The 26,112-nt window shown below is 58.9% G+C and carries 18 protein-coding genes; 3 read left to right on the forward strand and 15 right to left on the reverse strand.

Features of this window, described 5'->3' with window-relative positions; genetic code table 11:
• Positions 1-136: 136 nt before the first annotated feature.
• On the reverse strand, positions 137-1,249 hold the full coding sequence (gene serC, locus K227x_RS04290) for a 3-phosphoserine/phosphohydroxythreonine transaminase (RefSeq protein ID WP_145168225.1): 1,113 nt from the start codon (positions 1,247-1,249) through the stop codon (positions 137-139).
• A 164-nt stretch (positions 1,250-1,413) separates the two neighbouring features.
• Between serC and K227x_RS04295 the strand changes: the two genes are divergently transcribed.
• The gene (locus K227x_RS04295; protein ID WP_145168226.1) at positions 1,414-5,091 is read left to right on the forward strand and encodes a proline dehydrogenase family protein; all 3,678 of its coding nucleotides are present in this window, start codon (positions 1,414-1,416) and stop codon (positions 5,089-5,091) included.
• 37 nt (positions 5,092-5,128) lie between these two features.
• Here K227x_RS04295 and K227x_RS04300 read toward each other — a convergent pair whose 3' ends face one another.
• The 9 genes from K227x_RS04300 to K227x_RS04340 form a co-directional block, all read right to left on the reverse strand.
• Positions 5,129-5,683: an NYN domain-containing protein gene (locus tag K227x_RS04300; RefSeq protein WP_145168227.1), complete on the reverse strand. Its 555-nt coding sequence runs from the start codon at positions 5,681-5,683 to the stop codon at positions 5,129-5,131.
• 44 nt (positions 5,684-5,727) lie between these two features.
• Entirely contained in the window at positions 5,728-6,882 is a 1,155-nt protein-coding gene (locus K227x_RS04305) for a glycosyltransferase (protein ID WP_145168228.1), read from the reverse strand.
• Complete coding sequence (locus K227x_RS04310) at positions 6,879-8,198, reverse strand: glycosyltransferase family 4 protein (protein ID WP_145168229.1); 1,320 nt, start codon at positions 8,196-8,198, stop codon at positions 6,879-6,881. Before K227x_RS04310 ends, K227x_RS04305 begins: the two co-directional genes overlap by 4 nt.
• 96 nt (positions 8,199-8,294) lie before the next feature.
• Positions 8,295-9,668, reverse strand: coding sequence for a lipopolysaccharide biosynthesis protein (locus K227x_RS04315; RefSeq protein WP_145168230.1), 1,374 nt, complete (start codon positions 9,666-9,668; stop codon positions 8,295-8,297).
• A gap of 210 nt (positions 9,669-9,878) precedes the next feature.
• Entirely contained in the window at positions 9,879-10,817 is a 939-nt protein-coding gene (locus tag K227x_RS04320; RefSeq protein ID WP_218933766.1) for a tRNA pseudouridine synthase A, read from the reverse strand.
• Between the two features lie 208 nt (positions 10,818-11,025).
• On the reverse strand, positions 11,026-12,045 hold the full coding sequence (locus K227x_RS04325) for an aspartate-semialdehyde dehydrogenase (protein WP_145168232.1): 1,020 nt from the start codon (positions 12,043-12,045) through the stop codon (positions 11,026-11,028).
• A gap of 101 nt (positions 12,046-12,146) precedes the next feature.
• The gene (locus K227x_RS04330; RefSeq protein WP_246146499.1) at positions 12,147-13,331 is read right to left on the reverse strand and encodes a formylglycine-generating enzyme family protein; all 1,185 of its coding nucleotides are present in this window, start codon (positions 13,329-13,331) and stop codon (positions 12,147-12,149) included.
• 371 nt (positions 13,332-13,702) lie between these two features.
• The gene (locus K227x_RS04335) at positions 13,703-15,223 is read right to left on the reverse strand and encodes an O-antigen ligase family protein (RefSeq protein WP_145168234.1); all 1,521 of its coding nucleotides are present in this window, start codon (positions 15,221-15,223) and stop codon (positions 13,703-13,705) included.
• 220 nt (positions 15,224-15,443) lie between these two features.
• On the reverse strand, positions 15,444-17,018 hold the full coding sequence (locus tag K227x_RS04340) for a S1C family serine protease (RefSeq protein ID WP_246146500.1): 1,575 nt from the start codon (positions 17,016-17,018) through the stop codon (positions 15,444-15,446).
• A gap of 317 nt (positions 17,019-17,335) precedes the next feature.
• Here K227x_RS04340 and K227x_RS04345 point away from each other — a divergent pair, with 317 nt between their 5' ends.
• Positions 17,336-19,333, forward strand: coding sequence for a glucuronate isomerase (locus K227x_RS04345; RefSeq protein WP_145168235.1), 1,998 nt, complete (start codon positions 17,336-17,338; stop codon positions 19,331-19,333).
• A gap of 457 nt (positions 19,334-19,790) precedes the next feature.
• Here K227x_RS04345 and K227x_RS04350 read toward each other — a convergent pair whose 3' ends face one another.
• A complete protein-coding gene (locus tag K227x_RS04350) occupies positions 19,791-21,314 on the reverse strand; it encodes a 2-isopropylmalate synthase (RefSeq protein ID WP_246146826.1) in 1,524 nt (507 codons plus the stop codon).
• Positions 21,315-21,833: 519 nt separating this feature from the next.
• On the opposite strand from K227x_RS04350, the gene K227x_RS04355 reads away from it, so the two are divergent.
• The gene (locus K227x_RS04355; protein WP_145168237.1) at positions 21,834-22,406 is read left to right on the forward strand and encodes a hypothetical protein; all 573 of its coding nucleotides are present in this window, start codon (positions 21,834-21,836) and stop codon (positions 22,404-22,406) included.
• Between the two features lie 246 nt (positions 22,407-22,652).
• Here the strand turns inward: K227x_RS04355 and K227x_RS04360 are convergent, their stop codons facing one another.
• The 4 genes from K227x_RS04360 to fliP are packed head-to-tail and all read right to left on the reverse strand — an operon-like array spanning position 22,653 to position 25,613.
• On the reverse strand, positions 22,653-23,735 hold the full coding sequence (locus tag K227x_RS04360; RefSeq protein ID WP_145168239.1) for an EscU/YscU/HrcU family type III secretion system export apparatus switch protein: 1,083 nt from the start codon (positions 23,733-23,735) through the stop codon (positions 22,653-22,655).
• A gap of 9 nt (positions 23,736-23,744) precedes the next feature.
• Positions 23,745-24,551 (reverse strand): flagellar biosynthetic protein FliR, encoded by an 807-nt coding sequence (locus K227x_RS04365; RefSeq protein WP_145168241.1) that lies wholly within the window; start codon positions 24,549-24,551, stop codon positions 23,745-23,747.
• Complete coding sequence (locus K227x_RS04370) at positions 24,551-24,814, reverse strand: flagellar biosynthetic protein FliQ (protein WP_145168243.1); 264 nt, start codon at positions 24,812-24,814, stop codon at positions 24,551-24,553. Before K227x_RS04370 ends, K227x_RS04365 begins: the two co-directional genes overlap by 1 nt.
• A 55-nt stretch (positions 24,815-24,869) precedes the next feature.
• The gene (gene fliP, locus K227x_RS04375) at positions 24,870-25,613 is read right to left on the reverse strand and encodes a flagellar type III secretion system pore protein FliP (RefSeq protein WP_391540441.1); all 744 of its coding nucleotides are present in this window, start codon (positions 25,611-25,613) and stop codon (positions 24,870-24,872) included.
• Between the last annotated feature and the right edge of the window lie 499 nt (positions 25,614-26,112).

The following is a 26,112-nucleotide window of genomic DNA, read 5'->3' on the forward strand; positions in this document are numbered from 1 at the left end:
GGCGTTTGGCGGAAATGCGAAAGAAAGGGAATAGAGGTTCGGCCGGGGGTGAAGGCTGCCCTCCCCTGCCCGACCGAAGTCACGAAACAGAAAGCCCAAGTCCTTCGAAGCTCGATTGCTTCAAAGGACCGCGGGCTTAGCCGTTTTTGTTGGCGAAATCATCCATGAACGAAGCGAGGGCTTGGGCACCTTCGTGCGGCATCGCGTTGTAGATGCTGGCCCGAATGCCACCGACACTGCGGTGACCCTTTAGGTTCTGCAGATTTTGTTTGCTGGCTTCGGCGACGAATTGACCTAGCAGTTCTTCGTTTGGCAAATTGAAGGTCACGTTCATCATCGATCGGCAATCGGTTTGGGCATGCCCGAGATAAAATTCGGGATGCTTGTCGATCGTGCCGTACAGCAATGCCGATTTGGCCCGGTTCTGGGCTTCCATCGTTTCCAGTCCGCCAATGTCGTTTTGCAACCATTTGGCGACTTTCCCCAGCACGTAGATCGGGAATGTGGGAGGCGTGTTCCACATGGATCCATTGCTAGCGTGGTTCTTGTAGTTCAAGTACCCAGGCAGCGATTCGCTGCCGCGTTCCAGCAGATCGCGGCGGATGATCACGACCGTCACGCCGGCCGGGCCAGCGTTCTTTTGAGCACAGGCGTACAACAATCCGTATTTGTTGATATCCAGCGGACGCGACAGAAAGTCGCTCGAAGCGTCGCTGATCAGCGGGACATCGGCCCCGGTTTGGGGTTCGGATTGGAACTGAACTCCCTGGATCGTTTCGTTGCTGCAGTAATAAAGGTACGCCGCGTTATCATCGGTTTGATAGTCGCCCGCGGTGGGGACACGGTCAAAGTTTGATTCCGCAGCCGAATAGGCGATATCGACGGTGCCTTCTTTTTTGGCTTCGCCAATCGCCTTTTTGCCCCAGGCACCGGTCAGCAGGTACTGCGCCGATTTGCCGCTATCGCGAAGCAGGTTGGCCGGGATCATCGAAAACTGTAGGGCTGCCCCGCCCTGCAGCATCAAAACGGCGTAATCGTCCGAAATATTCAGCAGCGATCGAATCGACGCTTCGGCTTGTTCCATGATGTCGATGAAGACTTTGCCACGGTGGCTCAGTTCCATGACAGAGGCCCCGGCACCGGGATAACACAACAGTTCGTCCTGGACCTCCTGCAACACTGGCAGCGGCAAAGCGGCCGGACCAGCCGAAAAGTTGAAAACCCGCTCTGCGGTCGCTGTGGCGCTCATCGTATCTGAGTTTCCTATAACGAAGGGTATCATGGGATCAAGCAAGCCAAACGGGCCGGAATGACAGCCAGCCTGACCGAGGAATGCTTTTGACATCGGATTCTATGCCTTCCGACAATGGTGCGGAAGGTTGCGATCCGCACCAACTTCAAGCGAGCCGCTAAATGCTTCTTAACGACGGTGACGGGGGTCAGATTGACGCCAATCGCGATGCCGACGACGGTTCTGACCGATCTGACGTGGATCGAGCGATCCAACTTGCCGCGGACCTGCTAGAGCGGGCTGCCGAACTGCAGACTCCGCAAGAACGCCGCCAACAGGCCGAATTGGACCGAATGGTCAAGCACCAGACGGACAAAGCCACCATGGTCGAAATGACCGACCAAGCTTTTCGGACCTATTCCCCGGCTCGCGTCGCCGACCAGCTGACCCACCTGTTGGATGTCCAGGGGATCCCGCGGTTCTTCAGTCCCGTCGAACAGGCGATGCTGCGTGGGTTCCAGTCGTTCGGGGAATATCTGCCCGGCGTGGCGGTCCCGCTAGTCAAAGAAAAGATGCGCCGCGAAACCGCGAACGTGATCTTGCCGGCCGAACCGGAACTGTTGACCCAGCACCTTCGCAACCGGCAAAGCCACGGCGTCGGTATGAACGTCAACCTGTTGGGCGAAGCCGTGCTGGGCGAAGACGAGGTCCGAAACCGAATGCGACGCTACACCGAAGCGCTGCGTTTGGATGATGTCCGATGCATGTCGGTGAAGATATCGACCATGGACAGTCAAGTGTCGTCGCTGGCACGCCAGCACACGATTGACAAAGTTTCCGACCGATTGGAAACGTTGTATCGAACCGCGGATCGCGAAATCGATCCGTCGACGGGCAACAGCAAGTTCATCTATCTGGACATGGAAGAATATCGCGATCTGTACCTGACCGCCGATGTGCTGTGCCAGACGCTGGACCGCCCCGGACTGGAACAAACTCGCGCTGGTATCGCGCTGCAGGCCTATGTGCCTGATTCCTATCCCGTGATGCAGCGCTTGATCGAGTGGTCGACCAAGCGAGTTGCCGATGGTTGCACCGGACTGACGATTCGGTTGGTCAAAGGCGCCAACCTGGAAATGGAACGCGTGGAATCTTCCATCGGCGGCCACCGACAATCCCCCTACATGTCAAAGGTGGAAACCGACGCGAACTACAAACGCATGCTTCGCGACTTGGTCGCTGCGGCACGATCGGGCATCGTCCACATCGGCTTGGCATCCCACAATTTATTCGATGTCGCACTGGGATTGATTTGGGCTGGCGATTTGGTTCATACCGACGCAATTCAGATCGAAATGTTGGAAGGGATGGCCAATCACCAACGCCGGGCGATCGGAGACCATGTCGAGAATCTATTGCTGTATGCACCGGCATGTCGGCAGGATGAATTTCTGAATGCGATCGGGTACCTGATTCGGCGATTGGACGAAAACACCGGACCTCAGAATTTCTTGCGTCACTCGTATCGGTTGAAACCGGGCAGCCCCGAATTCAAACGTTTGGCGGATGATTTCCGGCAATCGTATGCGATGATCGATTCGGTATCGTCGGCGCCACGCCGGAATGTCGAACGAAAGGATGCACCGGAGCAGCCGCCGGTTGCCGAACACTGGTCGTTGTACGTCAACGAACCGGATACCGACTGGTCCGTTCCCGCCAATTCGGTTTGGGCGGAACAGACGTTGCAAAAATGGAAAGATCAGTGCGGTGATCAGGCGACGGTGGTTCCCTTGTGGGTGGGGGATCAACAGGTCACGCCCGAGCCTGACCAGATGCGTGAATCGACGGACCCATCGCGGCCTGGATGCGTGGTTTGCCGTTACCCGATGGCCAGTTTGGATCAGGTGCAGCAGGCCGTTTCGATTGCCGCGTCCGACAGCAATCCGTGGAAAGACACGTCGCTGGAACATCGCCATGAAGTGCTTCGCGGGGCGGCCCAGCGAATGCGGCAGCGGCGTGGTGATATGATCGGCGCGATGGTCGCCGAAGGCGGGAAAACGATTCCAGAAGCCGATCCCGAAATCAGCGAAGCGATCGACTTTTGCGAGTTCTATCCGCTGACGGTCAATCATTGGGCCCAGCAAGCCGGCGTTGATATCTGTTCGCGCGGTGTCGTGGCGGTGATCACCCCTTGGAATTTCCCGTTGGCGATTCCGGCAGGCGGAATCGCGGCGGCGTTGGCGTGTGGCAACACCGTGATCCTGAAACCCGCATCCGAAACCGTTTGGGTCGCAGCGATGGTATGCGACGCGTTCTGGGACGCTGGCGTCCCGCGTGATGCGTTGCAAATGCTTCCCTGCGAGGACGAGGTCGCTGAATCGGGACTGGTCAAAGACGGCCGCGTCGAAACGGTGATCTTGACCGGGGGAACATCGACGGCCAAACGGATGTTGGCAGTGCGACCGGATTTGCACTTGTTGGCTGAAACCGGCGGGAAGAATGCAACCATCGTGACGGCGATGGCCGATCGTGATTTGGCGGTCAAGCACGTTGTCCAGTCGGCGTTTGGACACGCTGGTCAAAAATGCAGTGCGACATCGCTGCTGTTGTTGGAACAAGAGGTGTTCGACGATCCGAAATTTCAATCGCTGTTGGCCGATGCGGTCGAGAGTTTGCCGGTGGGTTCGGCTTGGGATCTGGAAACCAAGATGGGCCCGTTGATCGCTCCGCCCGGCAAGACGCTGACTCGCGGAATGAAGACTCTGGAAGACGACGAAACTTGGTTGGTGGCTCCCGAACATATCGTCGGCCAGCCCAATCTGTATCGCCCCGGCGTCAAATGGAATGTCGCACCAGGAAGTTTCTCGCACCTGACCGAACTGTTCGGTCCGGTGTTGGGTGTGATGCCGTTCAGTCGGCTAGAGGAGGCGATCGAAATTGTCCGGTCGACCGGGTACGGATTGACCAGCGGGCTGGAAAGTCTGGATGACCGCGAAATCGAATTGTGGAAACAATCGATTCACGCAGGCAACCTGTACATCAACCGATCCACGACCGGGGCGATTGTGCTGCGGCAACCATTCGGCGGCGTGGGGCTTAGTGCGTATGGTCCGGGAGTCAAAGCCGGGGGGCCGCACTATGTGTTGGCGCTGATGCGAATCACCGATTCAGGTCAAACCACGCCGTCGACCGATTCGGTGTCCACCACGGTGGCCCCCTCGACGCTGGGATCGAAGCCGACCGATGCTCTAACGCGTTGGGTTGGTGAATTGTCGGGGACGGGAATCGACGACGAACTTCGTCGGTCGCTGATGCAAATGGTCGACGAATGTTCTCGCGCCATGCAGGTCGAATTCTCGGGCAGTCACGACACCGTCCGACTGCTCGGCCAAGACAATCTTCGTCGATATCTTTCGGTCAAAGGTTTGACGATCCGTGTGGAAGCTGGCGATTCGCAAAGCGACTTGCTATCAGCCGTGATTGCCGCGGTTTCGGTTCAGACTCCGGTCACGTTGTCGATCGACCCGAAGGTGCCCGATGAATGGATCGAGTGGCTGGATGCGGCGGCCGACGCGGTGCCCGGTTTGGTCGATCCGATCGACGAAACGGATTCGGATCTGGCTGATCGGATCGCTGCGGGGGATGTCACTCGGCTGCGTCGTTTGACGCCATCCGTTCCCGGTTCGGGTTCGTTGGCGGCTTGTTGCGAACACTTCGTGACGGTCATTTCGGAACCGGTGCTATCCTGCGCCGCGATCGAATGTCTGCGTTACTTGGACGAGCAATCGATTTCGCACGACTATCACCGGTACGGGAACCTGGGGCGTCGAGCCAACCAGCAACGGCGTCCGGTGGAATGATCTGACCGCCGTGCAGGGCCTAGGCGTCGTGCAGGGCCTAGTCGTCGAAGCCGAATTCTCGCATCCAGTCGGCGACATCGGCTTCGTCCAATTCGTCAGGCTTGCGATCCGTCGCGGGCGGTGGTTCGTCCACTTCCCGCTGGACCGCTAGGTGGACGTGTTGATCCAGCAGGTCATCCAACCATTCCTGTGAATCCAGCGCCAGGCTGCCGCGACGTTTCGCGGCGGTCTGCACGCGTTGGTCCGATGAAACGACCGCCAACGACTTGGGCGCCGAGTGGGCTGCGATCAGTTCTTCCAACAGGTCGTCAGCCTCCGGATAGTCGACGGCAAAGATGATTTCGATTTCGTGGATGATGAATCGATGGGGGCGATCGCGGGGCGGGTTGGCTGCGTCAAAAACGACGCAAGTTCTAGCCCGTGTAGCGGCATCCAGATGTTTGCTTAGCCGGCTGACCAATCGCATTCTTTCCTGGTGCAACCAGTGGGCATCCGGCCGACGCGGTGGTGCCGTTGGGGCTAGCACGTTGTATCCATCGATCAACAGCCACAGTGTGGGGCGTGGCGGTTCGTCGGTGGGCGTGAATTCCATTTCGTGGTCCCATGGGAACGGATGATTTCATCAAGGGACGTGCGTTAACGGTTCGCAGCACGATGAAAGGCGTCGATCACTCGATTGGCGATGATCGTGTTGGAAAATCGGCTATGCATTTCATCACTGATCGACGTGACGGTGGCCGAATTGACCGATAGTGCCCACGCTAGTGCTGCTGCAAAGTCGTCGACGTCTTCAAGATCGAACTCCCCTGCCCTGCCCTGTTCGCCGACAACCTCGCCAACGGATGTCCCGCGAACGTAACACGTCGGTGTGCCCACATAGTAGGCTTCCAACGCTGGAAGCCCAAACCCCTCGATTTCGCTGGGCAGCAACAGCGCGGTCGATCGGCCCACTGCGGCTTGCAATTCCGTCATCGATTTTGGTGGATACTGCGTGACGCCCCGAAGTGATGCCAGGATTTGTTGACCCGCGTTGTCTAACTTTCCGATCAGTTCCAGTCGCGGTAAATCATGGCCGCGTTGCTGCAGTGTGTGCCAAAACGTTAGCAAGCGGTTGGTGCCTTTATGAGGGGCGGGCGATGCTAAGTGGGTCACGCAGTCGTCTTTGGCATTACGATGCCCTCGCAGGCTTTCCCAGGAACTGCCTTCGTAGGTGACTTCGATCGGTGGCGGTGTGATGTCATGCCGTTGGCAGAATTGTCGCAGTTGGTCGGCGGCATGATCCGAGATGGTCATCACGTAGGACAATTGACGCAGGCTTCGCTTGGTCAGTTCAATCCAATATCGGAACGCTCGCGGGCTTCGCGTTTCGGGGTAATGGTCGGCGTAGTGCTGGACGATGGTGTCATGCATCGTGCCAATCGATGGACGATGCGGGGTGGACCAGTTCGATACATAGCCCTTGGGGTAGTACCACAGGTCGACTTCGGGACGCGCCAACCAGGGGTGAAACGCATCCGCCATTACGCGGCCAAGCGTTTGGTCGGTGCGAAATGGAATCTTGCGTGACTGGATCGACGGTTCAGGGTGGGCGTACGAACTGCGGCTGATCACCTGGGTCATCGCCAGGTCGTCGCGGCCCGCAAATTCATCCATCAACGTCCGCGTCATCGACGTGATGCCGAGGCTGCGGTCGCGATGCGGATTTTGATCCGCAAGGTAAACCGCCACCCTTAGCGGCGAGGTTCTAGCCTGATGGTCAGCGTGGGCCGTCGGTGCGATGGATGTTGTCATGGCCCGGTCACCGTCGCTTTGGTTACCGCAGCCGCTTGAGACGCCATCATCGCTTGGGTCGATTGGCTTCCCGTCGATGAAACCGGACCTGAATCATTGCCCGCCTGCGATGGGTGGTGACTTGCTGATTGCAGGTCGATCGGATGACCCCGCTGCGCCGCGATCGCATGACAGACGGCGTCCACCAATTGATCGGCAGATGCCATCGGTGTGCGAGCGGATCCCGTGGCGCGAGCCGCGATCGGCATCTGTTGGTAGGCCGCATCCGGCATCGCCAACATGCGATCCAAAGCCATCGCTAGCGAACCCGGTGATTCCGGATCGTATTGGAACCCCTGTTCGCCGTCACGCAGCAACGTGTTGACCGCTTGGCTGTGACAGCTGCCGATCACCGGCAATCCCGACATCAACGATTCGTCGACCACCAACCCCCATTCGTCGGCCAGCGTGGGGAACAACATCACGTCGTTGCTGCGATAGTGTTCGGCAATCTGTTCGGGTGCGCAGTGGCCGTGCATGACCAGCGTCAGGTTTGCTGCCGTTGGACGAGATTCGATGTCGGACTTCAACGGGCCATCGCCCACCAGATTCCAAGTGACCGAAATGTCGGGGTTGGCCGCGGCCCAATCCGATAGTTGGTCCATCGCCTGCATCACCCCTTTCCGCTCGCTCAGTTGTCCGACACTCAGCATGCGAATCGACGTGCGGTCGACGTGCGGCGTGCGATCACCGCGGAATGGTTTGTGCGGATCGGCGGCATAGTCCCATGGCGACAACCGCGCGGGGTCGGCACCGAGTGATCGAACCAGACGACGGCAACTGGGGCCGTTGTAGGTGACCCAATCGGTGCGTCGCAACAGTCGACGGCGAAGCCAATGTCGCAGTCGACCACGACCGCTCTCGCTACGCTCCGATGCATACACCGCCGTTACGTGTGCACAGTTGCGATGCCATCGGCTGTACAGCGACGACCAAGCGGTGCGAGCACCCAATTCCAAAGACACGATCGCGTCGGGGTTCAAGCGGCGCAGCTGGCCGATGGTGTCTAGCGGCACATGGATATAGTTGACTTCGCGGTACCCGCTGGGGTGCGTTGGATGCCGTGTGATGGTCCACGTTTTCTGGACTCGAACATCCAGGTCGCTCCAGTCGGTTTGCCAGTCGCGGTTGGATTCCATCGCAACCGACGACAGGATCGTGAACCGCCCTACCCGCTGCGACATTTCTTGACAGACGGCGATCAAATTGGGAGCGACAAAGTTGACCAGAAAGACAACGTGCAAATCTTCAGGGGCGACCGTCGCTGAGGGTTTCATGGAGTCGTTGTGACGGATCGGCTGAAGAGGATACTGAAACGCGATCAATGCGCCGCGACGCCTTCGTTCTTGCGGGGCAACGATGAATCCGACGCATCAGTCAGACTGGTGTACGTCAGAATACACGATGCTAGTCAACCAAACGAAACAAACAAGTTGCCCGGCCAAAGCTGCGATGGCAATCGACAGTGTTCCATAGGTGTCAAATAGCCCCCAAGTGGCGGCGAACATCACCCCGATGGCCAAGAAACGAGCTCGGATCGGCGCCAATGGGCGCCCACGGCCCTTCAGATAACTGTCCAGTCCCTGCAGGATCCCTTTGATGGCAGAAACCGGTGCTAGCCAGAGTGCAAAAATGATCGCTGGTTCGAACGCATCCCCATAGAACAGTCTGACCAACGGGCCGATCAACAGCATGAACGCGATCGTGCTGGCCACCTGGACGGCCACCGATGATCCTAGAATTCGATGGATGTCGCTGGTGCCTAACCGCTTGTCCGAATTGGCTCCTGCGTTGAACAGGAACATGCCCAGCGTGTTGGGGATCACCGTCAATGGATACACCGCAGGGACCATCGCGGCGTAGAAGCCTTGTTCGATCATCGGCGCCAGCCATAGCACCAACAGCAAATCCAATCGTTCGAACAGGTCCGTCGCCAACATCGACACCCCATAGGGACGGCTCTCTTTGGCAAGTGTTCGGACCGTTGGACGGGAGGGGCCGCGAAACGGTTGGGGTAAACCAATCAGGCAGGCTACCATCGAAATGCCGGATGAAGCCACGAACATCCAGGCGGCCAAGTGGACGTCAATCGTGGTGACCATTGCCGCGATCAACAACAGGCATGGGAACGCTGCCGCGGCAATCAATCGACGCACGTTGTACCTGCCGAATTCCCCCGCACCGCGATCCACCGCGGTCATGATCAGCATGGCATGCTGGCCAAGGATGCTGAGCGAACACAAGGTTGCCACGGGAATCAAATATCGTTTGTCACCGGGCAACGCCAGCAGGTTCAGCGCGATCGCGATCAACATGGTGATCGTACCGGTGGTGATCCCTAGCCACAGTGCGGCCCGTCGCAGGCGATAGCGACCTTCGGCCGAGTTCGAGACGGCTTCGGTGGCTCGTCGGCACACCGCTTCGATGCCACCGAACAGCCCCACATACAACAGCAGTTGGACGTACAACATCGCCGCGGCGTACTCACCGCGACCTTCGGGACCCAGCAAGCGGGCAAGCAGAATCCCCTGCCCCAACTGCAACCCGACGATCGCGAAGGCGATGCCCGTGGTCGACACGAACTGGGACGCGTGGCGTCGGTATCCCTGCCCGGGCGTGTCGGATTCGCCGCTGGATCGTGGCGTAAAGTAGCCTCCATCGGCAGCCGGTGTGGCGGTCGATTCCTCGCGCTCGGGCTGCAGGTTCTCTGCGGCCAGCGTCTCGGGACTGATTGCGGGGGGGGTCATGCTGACGCAAGTATAGTCGGACGCCCGAAACGGGCTGAACCCAACCTCCCAAAATAATGTGTTTCGCGAGGCGATTTACCGGAGCGGTGGAACGGTTCAGGCCGCAGAGAATTCGCAGGCTTTCTAATCTGCCATCCCCCCGTCCGGTCTCGGTCGTCCAAGAGGCTAAGCTGCCCGCCGGTTTGCCGGTTTGCTGGGTGGCTAGCTTGGCTAGCTTGGATGGCTTGCGGTGGGATGCCAATCGGTCAGGATCGATGACGGATAATCGACATTCAGCAGGAACAACCCGTGTGCCGGCGCGGTCTGGCCGGCAGCGCTGCGGTCCAGTGCCGCGAACACATCGGCTACCCACTCGGGCGGATACTTTCCGCGGCCCACCGCCACCAACGTGCCCACGATATTGCGGACCATGTTGTAAAGAAATCCGTTCGCTTCGACTTCGATGGCAAGGTTCAGTGCGGGCTGCTCGGGGCGACCGCCGTAGACCTGGGCATCGGGCGTTTCGCGGTCATCGATCTCTGGTGAGTCGATCCCTGGTGATTCGATCCCCGGCGAATCTTGGATGATCACGTCACATGCTCGGACATCACGGACCGTCGTTTTACGATCCGATCCGGACGCCTGGAAACTGGCAAAGTCGTGCTCGCCCACCATCCGCCGAGCCGCCGTGCGCATCGCTTCGACATCGATCGCCGTGTGCAGGTGCCATCGATATCGGTATTGGAAAACGTCCCGCGGCCCGCCCACCTGCAGTTGGTATCGGTAGCGTTTTCCGGTGGCGTCGCGGATCGCGTGGAATCCATCGACAGCGGTTTGGGCCTGCGTCACCACGATGGTATCGGGCAAATGAACGTTGATCGCACGAGCGAGTGTTTGGGGGGAATGCGACCAGGTGGGGATCCGCACGCTGGCGACTTGCGCAATCGCATGCACGCCTGCGTCGGTTCGCCCGCTGCCAACGACGTTGCATCGTTGGCCTGCGATTTTTGCAATCGCATTCTGCAAGCACTCTTGAACGGTCTTGCGATCTGATTGGACCTGCCACCCCGCAAAAGATCCGCCGTCATAGGCGATCGTCAGTTTGTAGGTTCCAGTCAGTCGTCTGATCCTGCGTGAAAAAAAATATCCCTGCGCCGCGAAACTCGCCAAGCGTCTGCCGATTGAGTGAGCCGCGACGCGTGAGCGGCCGGGAAATCCCCCACCCGTTGCCTCACCGCCAGCTGTTCATCATTGCCGCTAAAGGTTCGACTCAATCAACAGCCTGCCAAGCGTGTCGGCCGTGCGTCGGCGTAAGCGAAAGTCTTGGCGACATTCGCTGCCGATTGATCGGCATTGTCCGCGTTCTTTTGCAACCGCGTTAGCTTGATACCGCGGCTGCTTTGCGGACTAGCAATTCGGCGATTTGGACGGCATTGGTAGCCGCGCCTTTTCGCAAGTTGTCGCTGACGCACCAAAATGCGATGCCGCCGGAACCGCTGATGTCTTTGCGAATTCGGCCGACGAAAACGTCATCTTTGCCATCGCAGTCACGCGGCATCGGATACTGCATCGCGTCCAGGTCATCGACGACGGTGACGCCATCGGCAGCTCGAAACAGTTCGGTCGCTTCGGCAGCCGTCAGTGGCCGCTCGGTTTCCACCAAAATCGATTCGCTGTGACCGATCATGACGGGGACACGGACGCATGTTGGGCAGATTTGGATGTCGTCATCGCCGAAAATCTTGCGAGTCTCGTAGACCATCTTCATCTCTTCGCTGGTGTACCCCTCGTACTTTCGCGATCCGATTTGCGGGATCAGGTTGAACGCGATGGGGTGTTGGAACACCTTGGCCGGATGGACTTTGCCCGACAGCGAATCACGGACGCTGTCCTTCAGTTCCTCGTTGCCGGCGATGCCTGCGCCACTGGTGGCTTGATAGGTGCTAACCACGACTCGTTTGACGCGGGCTGCTTTGTGCAGTGGGGCCAGTGCAACGACCATCTGTGTGGTGCTGCAGTTCGGGCTGGCGATGATCCCCGAGTGGTGGTCGACCGCGTCGGGGTTCACTTCGGGCACGACCAACGGCACCTTGTCGTCCATCCGCCAGAAAGCGCTTTCGTCGACGACGACCGCACCGGCTTCGACAGCCCAGGCTGCGAATTCGGCCGACACTTCGTCCGGCGTGCTGGCAATGACCAGGTCGACATGCTTGAACGCGTTGGGTTCCAGCAATTCGATTTTGATCGTTTCGTCGCCAACGCGTACTTCCTTGCCCACCGATCGCTCGGATGCCAACAATTTCAGTCGCTTGTAGGGGAATTTGCGTTCCACGAGTTGTTCAAGAACAATCCGACCGACGGCGCCCGTAGCGCCGACCAAAGCAATGGTTTCGTACACAGAAAAAACGAATGGTTTCAGGTTTCAGGTGTCATGTAAAAAGGGATAGCCGCCCAAGGCTCTGAGCCTCGGGCTCCCGGCGGCCTACTACTGTTGATCTTCTACTGTTGGTCTTTCATCGCTTCGGGCAGGCTTGGGTCAACCAAGCCGTATCCGCCGCGACCGCCAAGGATTCGCGATTCGACGTCGCTAAGGACGTCCTCGGCGCTGGCGCTTTGGAACTTACGGATCGCTTCGGCGCTGAGCGGACGATAGCTGCGGAACAAACGAAAGCCGACGCCACGAGCCGGGTCGCTGGTGTACCACCAGGGGCTCTTGGGAAAGTTCGGGTCTTCCTCTTTCCAGGCTTCGTCATCGCTAACCAAGCGAGCGGCACTGCGAAGCATTTCTGGATCGCCTTCCCAGCTGCCGCCGCGAACGACCACGCCGGAGGCGGTCTCGCCCCACTTCACGACATCGGTTGCGTTGATAGGTTCGCTCTTTTTGAACGGCGTGTAGTCTTCGGTGTGCGAGTTGACGGTGATCTCAGCAACGTTGCCATGCATGTCGTGCAGGCCAAATGCGTTGGGTTTCTTGGTTCCAACCGGCATCTGTCCCGAATCGGCGTTGTCAAAGTACCAGGCGTAATCGTCGATGTCGTCGGCGCTGTCACCCCAACTGAAGGCCGTCTTGGATCCCGCACGGCAAGCGTATTCCCATTCGGCTTCGGTGGGCAAACGATACTGAGTGCCGGTGACTCCGGTCAGCCACTTGGTGAACTGCTGAGCCGAATATTGGGTCATCGTGACCGCTGCTTGCTGTGGATCTTCACCGTATTCGAACGTGAAGCTGGGTTCGTACAGTTCGGTGGGCGCGGTGATCGCATCGACCACGTTGGAGTCGTCCACCACACGTTTGCCGTCGGCTTCGAAACTCTTGAAGATCGCGTACAGTCGCATGAACTCTTTGTACTGGGCCCAGGTTGTTTCGGTCTTGGCAACCCAGATTGGATCGACCACGACTTCGACCTGAGGACCTTCGTCGTCACCGCGATCGGATTCGTCTTCGGGGCTGCCCATCATGTACGTTCCACCGGGCACAGGGACCATGTCGATGGTCACGTCGGTGCCGGGAATCGTCAGGCTGTACGGGACCATGTAGCCCTCGTCGACTTTGACCGATGGCCCTTCGGCCGGCTTGGTTGCCGAGATGCCAACCTTGTTGCCCGCTGCTTTGGTGTCCGAGGTTTCAGCTTGAACCGATGCCGATCCGACCAACAACGATCCGGCCAAGGCTACGGTCGTCATGGCTGTGGAACGAAAAGTTTTCAGTGGCTTTGTCAGGTCGGGCAAATGCATGAAAGGTTACTCGCGGGTGAAAGAAAGGCAGTTGAAATTGGCGGGGCTAGCGGCGTGCGTGACTCATCGGCTGTCAAAACTTTGCTGGCTGGCCCAATGGATTCGTTGGTTTCGAAAGTCCTGCGGGCTTTCGAATCAAGCGGAGATGGATCGACGCAGGGTATCGAGTGGTTCGTCTTGATTGTGACTTCGGTTAGGGGAAACCCAGAAGTCCAATTTAGATGCCGCACTCGCGGTCACAAGTGTTCTCTTGCGGGAAAGCACCAGAGTCTCAGTGCTACCAGAGACCCGATGCCACCCGTTGGCTGGAGTTCCCAGCGTCATTGGGGATCGTCATCGGAAACCGGCAACGAAGGGCCCGAAGGATCTGGTCGCTGAAAACCAGTATACGGTGGTAGGGCATTGCTTTCGATGTCCGATTCGGAATCAAACGGGGCTTTCCTGCGGCCGGGTAGCCATTGTTGGCCGGTTGCGGGGTAAATCAGGACCGCAAACCACAGCAGTGTCGAAGGCGATGCGAAAGTGTCCAGCACGGTGTCCTCGAAGATCGCCGAAATCAGCACATAACCAGAGATCGCTCGGATCAGCGGCAGCGGGCTAAGCAGCCCAAATACCAGGTTCCATCCCAACAGCGCCAACACCAACAATCCGGCAATCAGTCCGCCCGAAAACGTCGCGTGCAGCACCAGGTTGTGAGTGTGCATGGAAAAATCCTGCATCAGTTTCGGGGTGCTGTTCAGCCCCCACCCCTGCAGCGGCCGCTGGGCGATCAGACGCACCGCTTCGGCCCAAATCGCGGTCCGACCCGTTGCCGATGTCAGTTCTTCGATATCGCCCGTCTTGGTCACCATCGATGTCAGCGAGTCTCCGCGAAATGCCTTTCCGCTGGCCAATTCGACAACGATCAACCCCGCCATTGCGATCGCGATGACGGCCAGCAAGGATGCGATTCCGACACGCGTCATCAATTTGTCGATCAACAGCATGCCAGCGGCAACCAGCCCCGCTAAAACGGCACTGCGGCTGAATGCGGCGATGGCCGTCGCGACCGCTAGGACGATGATCGACATCCACAGCAACCGCCGCCATGGCTGGGCCGTCGCCCCAAACTGCCGATCGTTTGGACGCGTTGAATTCATCGGCCGCTGTGTCTTGCCCGCCTGATGTTCGCTGCCCGAGGATTGCAGCAGTGCCAGGCTAAGCAGTCCGGCTAAGACTCCGGTTCGTCCGATCGCGTTGGGGTGACCTAACCCGCCCATTCGCAAAACAAACGTTTCCTGGCCAAGTTCTTCTGAAAAAATCCCGTACTGGGGCATCAGCAAGTACAGCCCCCAATTCGCCAACGCATTGATCACCAGACCGCACAAACAGGCGATCACAAATCGACGCATGCCCAACACCACGATGACCGTTGGGACAAAGCAGACGTAGCCCATGTTGATCACCGCTGCGACCCGCGATGTGGTGGCCACCTCTTTGAAAGCGACCGCCGACGTCAACAAGAAGACAACGGAAATCGCCACCAACAGCAAACCGGGGAACGTCATCAGTGTCTGGCGAACTTGCCGGCTGCAGATCGTGCCAGCGACGCCGATTAGGCCGGCGGCCAACGCGATCACCAGCTTGATCAGGACCGGGCCATCCACGCCCAGGTGGTCATCGCCCGATTCGTAGAATCCATTGATGTCGACCGTGTTGAACAACGTTGCCGCGATCGTTGTGATCAAACACGCGATCGAAAACGACTTGGTACTGACCAACCCCGTCGCCACCCAATCGGATGCCGATCGTTCGGTGGAACCGCCAGAGACGGTGTGCGGATGGGGCGCCGAAGCATCCATGAGGCCAATGAAGGGGGAAAGTACCGGTCGAACGGGAGGACGGCTGCACAGAGGCCGATCCGCTATCCTAATTCGCCAATTCTTAGCTGCCGCTTTTCAACGGGCAAGTCAGACGGATTTGCCCGGATCGAAATGCAATCTGCGAAATTTGATCGGGCGAATTGGAATCAGCAAGACTCGATCGGCGAAGTTTCATCCGCCCATCTCTCACCGGCGATCGTCAATGACGATCCAGCATCTCTGGACGCATGCCCAGCACGACGGCGATGTCCAGCGGTTCGCCTTCGCGGTGGATCTTTAGCGAAACACGGGTGCCGGATTCCGACTGGCCGATCAGCTGCATCAAATGAGTTTTGTCGCGAGCCAGGTGGCCGTCGACCGCCAAAATAACGTCGCCGGCAACCAACCCTGCGGTTGCCGCTGGCGAATCCAGGGCGGGAACCTGGGTGATCATGGCACCACGAATCCGGGCGTTGTCCCCGGTCAGCTGTTCGTCGGGCACTTCGCCCAACAAGACGCCTAGAAAGCCGCGTTCCACCCGACCAAAGTCACGCAGCCGATGGTAAACCTGTTTGACGACGTTGCTGGGGATCGAAAAACTGACGCCCTGGTAAGTGTCGCCGACGATCGCCGTGTTGATGCCAACCAGGGTGCCGCGTGCATCCACCAAAGGGCCGCCGCTGTTGCCTGGATTGACCGCGACATCGCTTTGCATGAAGTCTTGATACTGAGTGCTGGCTCGAACCATCCGGTGTTTGCCACTCAAAATGCCAAACGTGACGGTACGGTCCAGACCAAACGGGCTGCCAACGGCCCAGACCGGCGAACCGACACGGCAACGGTCGCTGTCGCCCCACACGATCGGGATCAGGCGATCCGAATCGATCTTCAGCAGAGCCAAGTCGGTCAACGGATCGGTGCCCGCGACGACCGCCGATACGCGCCGCCCGTCGCTAAGTGTGACCGTGATGTCCTCGCCGTCGGCGATCACATGGCGGTTGGTCAAAACATAGCCGGCCGCATCCACCACAACCCCGCTTCCCTGGTCGGGGGAAGGCGTCAAACGAGGTCCCAATAGCGATGCCACGTTGGCGTCCTTGATCGGCAACCGACGCTGGACGTCGATGTGGACGACGCTGGGGCCGACCGCAGCATTCACCATCTGGTAGGCATCGCTAAGCGTATCGAGCGAAACATTGCGAAGTCCCTCGGTGCCCGATTCGTATTCGGCACGAAGTTCTCCACGGTGCCAGGCGTAACGAATCTCTTCGACGATCTGTGGGACCACGAAACGGGCCGCCAACAACAGCATCGCCATCGTCGCCAACAACACCAAGCTTTGAGTTAACGGGTCAGGGTTCCGATTCTTCTTGCGTTTCGCGGGTTTGGATCCGCTGGGCGGGGCGACCGCATGGATTTCCGATGGGGTGCCAATCGCCGCTGGATTTTGGGCCAGACGCGACGATTCGGAAACGGGCGGCGGATCGACCGGCTTGGGGCCTGCGGGGATCACCGGCAACCCGGGGCGGCCGACGTCGACTCGGCGAAGCGTGATTTCGTAGGCCGTTTCCGGGGCCAGGCCGGATTCAGGATCAAAATCAGACGGCTGCACCGGATCGGACCGCTGGATCCGTACGGGCAGCCGGTCCAATTCAGGCAACTGGTTCAGTTCGGGAAGCTGGTCCCGGCTGGGCGACTTGTCCAATTCCGGACGGAAGTGTCCCATCGCGGGCGGCGACGTCGGTGGAGTCTCTGGCAGGGCGTCGCGGCCTGGACGCGATGGATCATCGGCCATGATGCTAAAGCGACTCCTCAAAAAAGACACTGGTCTGTGAACGCATCCATTGTAGCGCAGCCACAATAGCGTCAGGCAAGTTTTTTTGGCTGATTTTGACCGCATTCAAGCTTGCTGGCCGTTACAACCGGCCCGTTATGCGTGCTGGACGGGGGGATGGTGCACCCAGGCTGTCTCAGATTTCGATCCCCCCAATCGGCCGGGCAAGCTGACTGCGGCATGTCGGACCGAGTATCTTTACACTGGTGTCGGCCAGTCTCTGGCGACGCTTGAACCGGCTCCCTATCCCCGCTCCGACGTTTTCTGCACGATTGCCCATGTCTGACTCCATCCGCGAATCGATTTACGAAGCGATTGCATCGATTCGACTGATCGACCCCCACACGCACATCAATCCCCATGCGGCCGGTTCGACAACTTTGGCAGACCTGTTGGGCTATCACTATTACACCGAACTGGCGCATTCGGCGGGGATGCCGAAGCAACAGATCGAAGAACCGGGGATCGGCCCGCGTGAACTGGTTCGCCGATTGGTCGAAAATCTCTCGCCGCTGGAAAATACGGCCCAGTACCGATGGTTGGTCGAAATCTGTCGGATGTTCTTCGGGTTCGATGGCGATCGGATCGACGCGTCGAATTGGGAATCGCTGTACGACACGGCCGAAACCCAGATGGCATCGGCGGATTGGGCCCAGATGGTGCTGGATCAAAGCAACGTCGAAGCGGTCTTTTTGACCAACGATTTTGATGATGATTTGGCCGGCTTCGACACCGACACTTACATCCCTTGCCTGCGCACCGACGATCTGGTGTTCCACTTGGCCAAGCCCGAAGTCCGCCAGCGTTTGGCCGGTTGTTCGGGGATCGAATTGGACGGGTCGCTGGCTTCGTTGCGGGCGTCATTGCGTCAGCGGTTCCAGCACTTTGTCGCACGCGGGGCGCGCGCTTGTGCGATCTCGTTGCCGCCAACCTTCCAGCCCGCCCCGGTCAGCGATGGGCGAGCGGCCACCGCGCTGGACCAAGTCCTTCGCCGCGGTGTGCTGGCGGATGATTCGCACAAACAGGCGCTGTCGCGTCGCGTGTTTTGGACGCTGGCGGAACTCTGTGACGAATTCGGGCTGCCCTTCGATCTGATGATTGGCGTGAATCGTGGCGTCTATGCCAACGGCGTCTACCAGGGCCAAGACCTGTACGACAGCCGCGTGTCGTTGATCCAGTATCGGGAACTGTTCAATGCGTTCCCCGATGTCAAGTTTCCCGTCTCCGTTTTGGCCAGCGTCACCAACCAGGAATTGGTCAGTTACGCATGGATCTTTCCCAACGTGATCACCAACGGTCACTGGTGGTACAGCAATACGCCGTCGTTCATCGCTCGCGATGCGGCTGCCCGATTGGAAGCCGTCCCCCAAACCAAGCAGATTGGTTATTACAGCGACGCCTATAAATTGGAATTCGTCTGGCCCAAGTTCGACATGTACCGTCATGTGCTCTCCGGCGTGTTGGCCGACCACTTTGTTGGCAGCTGTGGGTGGAGCGAAGAGCGCGCGGTCGCACTGGGCCGTCGCGTGCTACGAGACAACGTCGACGAGATTTTTCCGCGACCGACGAAACAACCCGAACGGGTCGATCCGTTGGCGGACACCTGGACCGATGATGATTCCGGAATCTCGCTAGGTTCGATCGGTTCCGCCGGTGCCGCGGCGATCGGAGCAGCCGGGATTCTGGGGGGAAATGATTCACCGACATCACCCAGCAGTGAATCGGATCGGATGACTGCCCTGCCCTCGGACGCTGGATCCAGCGAAACCGTTGCGATCGATGATGACGATGACGAAGACGGGCTAGCCGATTTCGCCACCGTCAGTGAAGCCGACGAAACGATCCGTATCGACGAAGACGATGCATCCGAAGTGGATCCGATCGTTGATAGCCTGAATCCGTTGATGGACCTGGATCCGTTGCCAAGCGAAGACGAGATCCAGTCGGCCGAAGTGGATGATGTCGAATTGCGAGACACGTCGTCCCAGCGAACCGCACCGGATGCGGAATCCATCGCCAGCGAACTGGACGACCAACCGTTGGACCTGGGTGATATGTTTGCCGACGACGATGGGCCCCAGGCTAGTGTCGAAGACGGTCCGCAGATCAAACAGCTTCGCGGCGAAGAATCGTTCAATCCCGACGATGAATCGTTGAAACTAACGCCCGATCCATTGACCGGTGAATTGACCTTCGCAGTTGGCGACGACGAAGAGATCGCCGACCCCAACGCGACGTTGGAAATCAAAGACGACGACGAACAGAAGCCCAGCTGATCTCGTTCGCGGTTTAGTCGCTAACCTCGGTTTGAACACCCAAGATCGGGGCGATCGCCCAAACGGTTCGCCCACCGAAAGACGGCTGGTGACTTGCTTCATCTGCGGTCAGCTCGAACCCGAACTCGAACTCGAACTCGAACTCGAACTCGAACTCGAACTCGAACTCGAACTCGAACTCGAACTTTTTCTCCGCATCAGGAACACGCTTGGACGGGCCACCGTTGGTGCCAGTCTGCGTGATGTCAATCGGGCGGTTGACTTGTGGGCCTTGGTTTTACGGTGGGAAGAAAGTTCGAGTTTAAGTTCGAGTTCGAGTTTAAGTTTTTATAGCGGCTCGCCAGCCGAAAGACGGCTGGCTGCTTGCTTGTCGTTTCCCGTGCCAGCGGCACCACATCATCCGATGCGATGCCGTTGGTTTGCCGGAGGGGCGATTCGAGGGGCGATCCGAGGGGGATTAAGCCTGTGCCGGTTTGGGGCTGTCGGCGATGATCCGGTTGACCGCGTTCAGCATGGCCAGGATCGTGCTTTCGACCGTGTCCGTGCTGACGCCGACACCGCGATAGCTGCGGCCTTTGTGTTCGACTTCTAGATTGACTTCGCCGATCGCGTCACGTCCCAGCGTTGCACTGCGAACGCGATAGTCCTTGCAGACGACTTCGACGCCAGTGATCTTTTCGACAGCCCAGAAGGCTGCGTCGATTGGACCGTCACCCTGTTCGATCTTCTCGGTCGATTCTTCATCGCCATTGCGAAGGGTCAGTTCGACCACCGGGCCGCGTCCCTTGCCGCTGGTGACGACGTAATTGACCAGTGTCCACTGCGCGTCGACGCTGCCGCTGATCTGGTGTTGGACCAGCGCGACGATGTCGCCGTCGTAGATTTCTTTCTTCTTGTCGGCCAACGTTTTGAATTCCGTGAACACGGTATTCAATTGCTCGGCCGTCAAAGTGAAGCCCAGCATCTTGGCGCGGTCGGCAAGCGCCGCCCGTCCGCTGTGTTTGCCCAAGACCAAGTCGGTCTTCGCAAATCCAACGTCTTCGGGTGACATGATTTCATAGGTGCTGCGTTCTTTCAGCATGCCGTCTTGGTGGATGCCGGATTCATGAGCAAACGCGTTGCGGCCGACGATGGCCTTGTTGCGTTGCACTTGGATCCCGGTCGTTTTGCTGACCAAACGGCTGGCGGGCACCAAACGCGTGCTGTCGATCCGAGTGGTGCAGTGGAAATAGTCCTGACGCGTCTTCATCGCCATCACGACTTCTTCAAGAGCCGCATTGCCCGCGCGTTCGCCGATGCCGTTGATCGTGCATTCGATCTGCCCTGCCCCGGCGGCAACGGCCGACAAGCTGTTGGCGACCGCCATGCCCAGGTCGTCGTGGCAGTGGGTGCTAAGCACGGCCTTGTCGATGTTCGGCACGCGATTGCGAAGCATCGTGAATCGTTCGTAAATTTCCGTGGGGGTGGCATAACCGACGGTGTCGGGAATGTTGACGGTGGTCGCCCCGGCGTCGATGGCGGCTTCGACCACGCGGCACAGGAAATCATGCTCGGTGCGGCAGGCATCCTCGGGGGAAAACTCGACGTCGTCACAGTAGCCTTTGGCTCGTTTGACGCCGGCCACCGCACGCTCGACAATTTCATCGGTCGACATGCGAAGTTTGAATTCGCGGTGAATCGCACTGGTCGCCAAGAATACGTGGATGCGTGATTGGCGAGCCCCTTTGACGGCTTCCCACGCAGCGTCGATGTCCTTGTCCGCACAGCGGGCTAGTCCGCAGATCGTCGAATGGTGGATGGCCGAAGCGATCTTTTGGACCGCTTCGAAGTCGCCGGGCGAAGCGATCGGAAAACCGGCCTCGATGATGTCCACGCCCATCGCCTCTAGCAGCTGTGCAACCTCCAGCTTCTCGGCCAAGTTCATGCTGGCGCCGGGCGATTGTTCGCCGTCACGCAGCGTGGTGTCGAAGATCCGAATCATGCGGGCTTCGGATGCGTCGGTGGCCGAGGCATCGCCTTGGGGAGCCGGCGTGCTGCCGGTCTCGGTCGTTGGTTGCGACATCGCTAGGAGAACCTTTCAGGGACTCTTGGAAATGGGAAACAGTGTTTGAGAAAAGGGAACTTCGACCATGCGGTCTGACCTACAAGACCATAAAAAAACCCGAGTCGCTGGGCGACTCGGGTCTATGTCTTTTTCTTTCGTGAACCACCCTCGTGGTCCGGACAAAACCTGATCACCCGCCGAATCGGCGTCGCAGAAGTAGCAGCGATAGGTTCAGGGTGATGTTTTGCATGGGCTTATGTTAGCCAGGACCCCGCGCCCGCGTCAACGGTTCACTTCGATTGCTGAATTTGGCAGCGAAAGCTGGATTTGCCGCAGTCCAGTCTCCCGTCACGGCCGCGCCGCCACGCAAATCTCTTTGCGTGCGCCTTGCGTACGCGGTGCGTGCGGTGTATGATTCGCTCGTTCACTGCCCTGCCCCGTTCACGGAAAACAAAAATGCCTTACTTAATGATCAATCTGGACGACATCGGCGATTGCCAACGCGGCCTGCGCCAACTTCGTGGCCGTCTTCGCCGCGCCGGCGCCGAACCGATGGGCCGCGGGCGTCATGGCGGTCCCTGCGGACCCGGACCCGGACCCGGACCCGGACCTGGACCCGGCCGCGGAAACGCCGGCGGCGATCCATCCGCGGCGGGGAACCATGAAGGTCCCGCCCGTCATGGGAATGGCGGAAACGGGAATGGCGGAAACGCAGACGAAAAGACTGGACCAGCATCGTTGCCGCTAAGACAGAAGTTGGCTCGGATCAGTCAGCGGGGCGTTTGGCGATTCGTCTCTGGGATCGCCCAACTGGATCCGGCGCCCCGTTCGCTGGCGGAACTTGACGAAGCGCTTTCGCTGCCGGCCAATAAGATGCGGTCCACCAAAGCGATCTTTGCCAAGCTCGAAAACCGCTTCGATCTAAGGTTCTTGCGTTTGGCCGAAGAAGCTGGCAACGACAGCGCTGGGAACCCGCGGTACATCATGCCGCCAAGGATTCGTAAAGCTGTCCGTGAAATCACCGGCTGATACGGTTTCACTTCGAAACTGCGGCCGCGAAACCTCGGTAGCGGTTTGTCGATTGAGCCGAACTTTCAATGGTAATGGTGATTCGCTGGCCGTGATGCCGCGGGTGTTGGGGTGATTCCCGGCCGCTCGCGCGATCACGGCTCACTTAGGTCGACACACCGCCAAGAGTTTCGGCCGTGTGTGGAGGGTGGCCGAAAGTCTTGGCGACGTTCGCTCGTGCCAGAACGAAAGTCCCGGCCGCCGTCGTTAGGCTGCGGTTGCTTTGGGGATGTCTTTGCCCTGCAACTGATACACGTACCGCAGCACTTCGGCGACGGCTTGGTACTGTTCGGTTGGCACGATCTGGCCGACGTCAACGGTCTTGTAGAGGACCTGCGCCAGCGGTTTGCGTTCGACGACGGGGATCCCGTTTTCGAGTGCGATTCGGCGAATCTTTTGGGCCAGTGGCCCGGCGCCCTTGGCCAGCACAATCGGGGCGGGCATGGTCAGTGGATCGTATTGAATCGCGATGGCGAGTTCGGTGGGGTTGCTGACAACGACATCGGCTTTGGGGACTTCCGATTCGGCGCGTTGCATCATCATTTGTCGCTGGACATGTCGGCGGCGAGCGGCGACTTGCGGGTCGCCTTCGGTTTCTTTCATCTCGTCACGCATCTCTTGGTCGCTCATCATCATGTCCTGTTCTTGCTTCCAATGTTGGAACGCATATTCGGCAATGGCCAAGATGAAAAGAGCGACACCGATCCACACGCAGGTTCCCATCAGCGATCGAAACATGACGCTGGCGATTTGCGGCACACTCATTTGTGCCAGCGATAGAATGGGATCGCGATAGTATCGCAGCGCCGCATAGGCGACGGCGCCAATGATCATCAGTTTGAAAATCCCGAATCCCAGTCGCATAACGCCCTGTAGCGACAGGATCCGTTTGACGCCGGCAAGTGGGCTGATGTTGCTTAGCTTGGGTTCAATTTTGGACGTCGTCAGAATCAGACCGGTCTGCGAGACGTTGACCAGCACGCCGGCGACGAACATTGCCAACAGCATCGGTACCGCGGCGATCGCTAGTCGTGCCGATCCACCCAGCAGCCAATTTGATGCATCCTGCGTCCCGATGGGTGCCATGCGGGGAGTCGACAGCGCGTCGGCGATCGCACCTGCCATGTGGGCGCAGGCTGGTTCGCCCAGCATCCACAGCGCGGCCAATGCCGCCAACAGCATGCCGGCCGAGGTCAGGTCCTGACTCTTGGCGATCTGGCCCTGTTCGCGCGACTGACGCCGCTTCTTTTCGGTTGCTAAGTGTTTCTTGTCACCACTGCTGTCAGACATCGATCAAACTCACCAAAGCTTTCCGAGTCGGACGGCGGTGACGGCCAGTTCGTTCTGGAAGATCAATCCAGCCGATCCGATCGTGAGCGCCAACACGACCAACATGGCCAACGCGTTGATGCTAAGTCCGATCGCCAGCACGTTGATCTGTGGCAGAGTTCGGCTGATCAGTCCGGTGACCACGTTGGCCAATAGCAGAGCCGCCATCACCGGTGCGGCAACGCGGATGCCGGCGACCATGCCGGAGGTCAATTGATCAACGATCAGCGTCATCATGGATTCATCGAACGTCACATCGCCGGCTGGCAGCGATTGGAAACTGTCCATCAAAATATCTAGCATCATGCGATGACCGCCGGCCGCCAACATCACCGCCGTCACCAGCATCCCAACCATCCGTGCGATCGCTGGCATGCTGCTGCGTGTGGTCGGGTCGATCGCGTCGCCCAATTGCATACCGCCGGTGCTGGTGATCGCTTCGCCACCAAGCTGCAGCCCGGTGATGATCAGTTGAACGGTCGCACCGATCAGCAGTCCAATCATGCCCTCGCGAGCCAGTGCGATCGCAAGTTCCACCAAATTGTCCATCTGGGGCAACGATTCCGCGGGGGTAACGGCGGAAACCGACGGCAGCAACAAGGCGGTGATCATGATCGCCAAGAACGCTCGCACGCGGTTGGGGACGCCGACACCGATCGCTGGCATCGACATCAGTAGTGCGCTCAGCCGCGTCAGTACCAACACACCCAACAACAGGTGGTCGCCCATCCATTGGGTCAGAATCGACGTCGTCGATGCAGCCACGTCCGGTTCCATCACGGCATCCCTGCGTGCTCGAACACATGCCGCGTGAATTCAACCAATCGCGTTAGCAACCAGGGCAAGCACGCCACCAACGCTGCCGCCATGGCCAGCACCTTGGGCACAAAGGCGACCGTTTGGTCTTGGACCTGAGTCAACGCCTGCATCAGGCCGACCGCCAAGCCGGCAGCCATGCCGACCAACAGCATCGGCGCAGCGATCACGACAGCGGCAATCAGCGTCGCACGGCAAAGGTCGATGGCGTCGGCAGGATCCATGTTTGGCTGGCAAATGAAGGGGGGAAGGAAGAGAATGAAAAGTTGGTGGCGGTCGTCAACCAATGGTGCCGAAGCTGTCCATCAGCATCTTGACGACCAGGTGCCAGCCGTCGACGAGGACGAACAGCAACAGTTTGAATGGCAACGAGATCACTTGGGGCGGCAGCATCAGCATGCCCATCGAAATCGTCACGCTGGCGACGACCAAGTCGACGATCAGGAATGGCAGGTAGATTTGGAATCCCATCAGGAACGCCGTCTTCAATTCGCTCAGGATGTAGGCTGGCAACAGCACTCGCATCGGGACGTCTTCGTAACCCGTCGGCAGGTCGGCTTCGCTGTCCATGTATCCATAAAACAGCAGCACGTCGTCTTCGTTGCCCGCCACGTCAATCTGACGCGACATGAACTGGCGAATCGGAATGGCCCCTGCCTCGTACGCTTCTTCGAGCGTCATCGGGGTCTCGGGATCGGTGTACGGTTTGACGGCGTCTTCATAGACGCGGGTCCACACCGGTGTCATCACAAACATGGTCATGAACAACGCGATGCTGGTCATCACTTGGCTGGGCGGCAACGATTGCAGCCCGATCGCTTGGCGCAGCAGCCCCAACACGATGATGATCCGGACATAGCAGGTCGTCATCAACAGGATTGCCGGTGCCATGCTAAGCACGGTCAACAGCAACAACACCTGCAGACTGCTGGCCATCCCTTCGGGGCTGGTCCACTGTTCCGGCCCGCCGCCGATCATGTCGATTGCATTGGTGGGGACCGAGATCGGGCCGCGCGAGATGATCGTCGGCGCGTTATCCGCGGAAGTGGTTTGCGAGGTCTGGGGCGATTCGATGCTGGTATCGGCCGAGGTCTGCGCAAACGCGCTGCCAACACTGCTGGATAGCAGGGTGACGAAAAACGCTAGGCTGCAAAACCGACTCAACACCACGTCGCTCCATCGACTACGGCCAACGAAGGTGGCCGACTAGGATCGGAGCTTAGGAGATGGACGGTGCCGGGCGAAAGATCAACCCTCGGCAAGAATCGATACAGACATGAGCGGGAATGGAAATTTTCTAGCGTTTCGTAGCGAAAGTCGCCAAGACTTTCGGCGATCCACGTCTCGTACCGAAAGTCGCCAAGACTTTCGGCGATCCACGTCTCGTAGCGAAAGTCGCCAAGACTTTCGGTGACCTCACGTCTCGTAGCGAAAGTCGCCAAGACTTTCGGCGATCCACGTCTCGTAACGAAAGTCGCCAACGGTTTGTCGATTTCGTCGAACTTTCAACGGCAATGGAGAG

The sequence above is a fragment of the Rubripirellula lacrimiformis genome (assembly GCF_007741535.1).
Taxonomy (GTDB): Bacteria; Planctomycetota; Planctomycetia; order Pirellulales; family Pirellulaceae; genus Rubripirellula; species Rubripirellula lacrimiformis.

Excerpts from the sequence above, each read along its gene's own strand:
- serC (WP_145168225.1), bottom strand. The coding sequence starts at position 1,249 with ATGAGCGCCACAGCGACCGCAGAGCGGGTTTTCAACTTTTCGGCTGGT.
- K227x_RS04295 (WP_145168226.1), top strand. The coding sequence starts at position 1,414 with ATGCTTCTTAACGACGGTGACGGGGGTCAGATTGACGCCAATCGCGAT.
- K227x_RS04300 (WP_145168227.1), bottom strand. The coding sequence starts at position 5,683 with ATGGAATTCACGCCCACCGACGAACCGCCACGCCCCACACTGTGGCTG.
- K227x_RS04305 (WP_145168228.1), bottom strand. The coding sequence starts at position 6,882 with ATGACAACATCCATCGCACCGACGGCCCACGCTGACCATCAGGCTAGA.
- K227x_RS04310 (WP_145168229.1), bottom strand. The coding sequence starts at position 8,198 with ATGAAACCCTCAGCGACGGTCGCCCCTGAAGATTTGCACGTTGTCTTT.
- K227x_RS04315 (WP_145168230.1), bottom strand. The coding sequence starts at position 9,668 with ATGACCCCCCCCGCAATCAGTCCCGAGACGCTGGCCGCAGAGAACCTG.
- K227x_RS04330 (WP_246146499.1), bottom strand. The coding sequence starts at position 13,331 with ATGACGACCGTAGCCTTGGCCGGATCGTTGTTGGTCGGATCGGCATCG.
- K227x_RS04335 (WP_145168234.1), bottom strand. The coding sequence starts at position 15,223 with ATGGATGCTTCGGCGCCCCATCCGCACACCGTCTCTGGCGGTTCCACC.
- K227x_RS04340 (WP_246146500.1), bottom strand. The coding sequence starts at position 17,018 with ATGGCCGATGATCCATCGCGTCCAGGCCGCGACGCCCTGCCAGAGACT.
- K227x_RS04345 (WP_145168235.1), top strand. The coding sequence starts at position 17,336 with ATGTCTGACTCCATCCGCGAATCGATTTACGAAGCGATTGCATCGATT.
- K227x_RS04350 (WP_246146826.1), bottom strand. The coding sequence starts at position 21,314 with ATGATTCGGATCTTCGACACCACGCTGCGTGACGGCGAACAATCGCCC.
- K227x_RS04355 (WP_145168237.1), top strand. The coding sequence starts at position 21,834 with ATGCCTTACTTAATGATCAATCTGGACGACATCGGCGATTGCCAACGC.
- K227x_RS04360 (WP_145168239.1), bottom strand. The coding sequence starts at position 23,735 with ATGTCTGACAGCAGTGGTGACAAGAAACACTTAGCAACCGAAAAGAAG.
- K227x_RS04365 (WP_145168241.1), bottom strand. The coding sequence starts at position 24,551 with ATGGAACCGGACGTGGCTGCATCGACGACGTCGATTCTGACCCAATGG.
- K227x_RS04370 (WP_145168243.1), bottom strand. The coding sequence starts at position 24,814 with ATGGATCCTGCCGACGCCATCGACCTTTGCCGTGCGACGCTGATTGCC.